The following is a 1664-nucleotide window of genomic DNA, read 5'->3' on the forward strand; positions in this document are numbered from 1 at the left end:
ACGTCATGCTCCGCGCCGACTCATTCAATGGAAAGACCCAGCCCGTCGAAAACCGCCTGCTAAAACTCTCCAAGGAAATATTCAAGGTTGCACCGCAGAGTGCAGGTGCAGGCTTTGCCTTGGGGCCTATCGTGATCAGAAGCCATCATGATCAGGAGATCGCCAGTTTCTACTTTCGTCCCCCGGCTTCGGATGTGGCGCTGAATGTCTACATCAACGCGCTCTCACCGGATGACGACGAGCGCTTGCACATCCGCACCCAAAAAGACACGCAAATATTTCTCGCCGGTGATTATGAAAACCTGCGAGCTGGGAAAGTTACATTGGCCGACATGCAAGCCGAAGAGTCCCTGATCGGCTTCAGCGATGACACTCACCGTCAAATACTCTTCGTGAGCGAGAACTATCGCGACACTCCTTCACTGAGTCGCCCAGCCATGAGTTTGCGTTTGTCGGCAGGCGGAAAAAAACGCTCCGCCATTGACCCGAATAAACCAAAAGACCTCGTTCGCTGGACCCTGCCCAACTTCGCCAACAAAGGCTACGACCTACCGCTCTGGCAACGCCCCGCACGCCGGGAGCCCGTCAACCCCTCCCTCACCGACTACGAAGCCATGGCCGTGTGGGACGCGATCCTCAAGTCCGTCCGCATGCGCCCCAGTTCAGTCGCGCCCAAGCCGGACCCTTGGGCGAACGACCGTGGCCCAACGGCCGAGGAGGCGGCCGAAAACAAACGCATCCTCGATGAGTTCATCGCCAGCTTTGAAAAGCGCAAGCCGTCACCCGGGGATAAAGATCAATGATCAGCGCCTGCCGATCTTCTTGTAGCCGCGTTCATCACCAACCCATCCGTAACCGCGCCTACGCCTTGGTCCGCAGAGACGGCGCACGGTTCGAAGGGCGCAGCGATGGCGAAGGTTTCGTCACCCTGCAACAGGGCATGACGCTGGAAGGGCTTGTACTGGAATGGCTTGAACACGGAGCCCCCGCATGACCAACAACCCGACGGCGCCGCGTATTGCGCCCATGACCTACAACGCGCGCGGTAACCCGGTGCATACCTGGACCCTGACGCCCAGCCATCTCACCGACCCGGTGCACTGCATATTGCCGCCGGATGGGGTGCTGCCGGTGATTTTTGTGCCGGGGATCATGGGGTCGAATTTGAAGAGTAAGCCTGCTGAGCAGGAGAGCGAAGAGCAGGGAGAAGAGGGGGTACCCATCTGGCGGTTGGATGCGGGGTTCATGGGAAAGAACATGTGGTTGGCGAAAAACTGGATATTTAAAACGCCAGGTGAACGTCAAAAAATTCTGCATCCGGTTCGTGCGGAAGTTGATAGAGAAGGAGCGGTGCCTAAACGCGCCGTAGGTACGGTCATTACCCAGCCAGAGCCAGACAAGAAAAAGGCAGCCTTGGCCTTGTCCAAACGCTATCGAGAACGTGGCTGGGGCGAAGTCAGCGAAACCAGTTATCACGCTTTTCTTCTCTGGCTGGAAGACACCCTGAACAGCCAATTCCTGCCCCACCAATGGCCACAATTCGACATCCGGCCGGAGCATTTGCACACTGTCGCCGTCGAGCCTGGGCCTACGCACATCACCCGGTTAAAACCTGAAATCCCCATCGCCATGCCGGGATTGGGCGCCAACCTTGCCAGCCAGTT

2 protein-coding genes and 1 pseudogene are annotated in these 1664 nt (G+C 57.8%); all 3 read left to right on the forward strand.

The annotated features are described in order from the left end of the window. The coding region (locus C8K63_RS29955) for a T6SS immunity protein Tli4 family protein (protein WP_256595040.1) at positions 1-803 on the forward strand (803 nt) is incomplete at its 5' end. Then, a complete protein-coding gene (locus C8K63_RS29960; protein WP_108219969.1) occupies positions 800-994 on the forward strand; it encodes a hypothetical protein in 195 nt (64 codons plus the stop codon). The genes C8K63_RS29955 and C8K63_RS29960, both read left to right, overlap by 4 nt. Then, a pseudogene (locus C8K63_RS29965) lies at positions 991-1664 on the forward strand (alpha/beta hydrolase); the annotation flags it as partial. The gene C8K63_RS29960 and the pseudogene C8K63_RS29965, both read left to right, overlap by 4 nt.

This window comes from Pseudomonas sp. GV085, assembly GCF_003050925.1.
Taxonomy (GTDB): Bacteria; Pseudomonadota; Gammaproteobacteria; order Pseudomonadales; family Pseudomonadaceae; genus Aquipseudomonas.

Bases quoted from the DNA above. Each gene is read 5' to 3' on its own strand.
- C8K63_RS29960 (WP_108219969.1), top strand. From the start codon at position 800: ATGATCAGCGCCTGCCGATCTTCTTGTAGCCGCGTTCATCACCAACCC.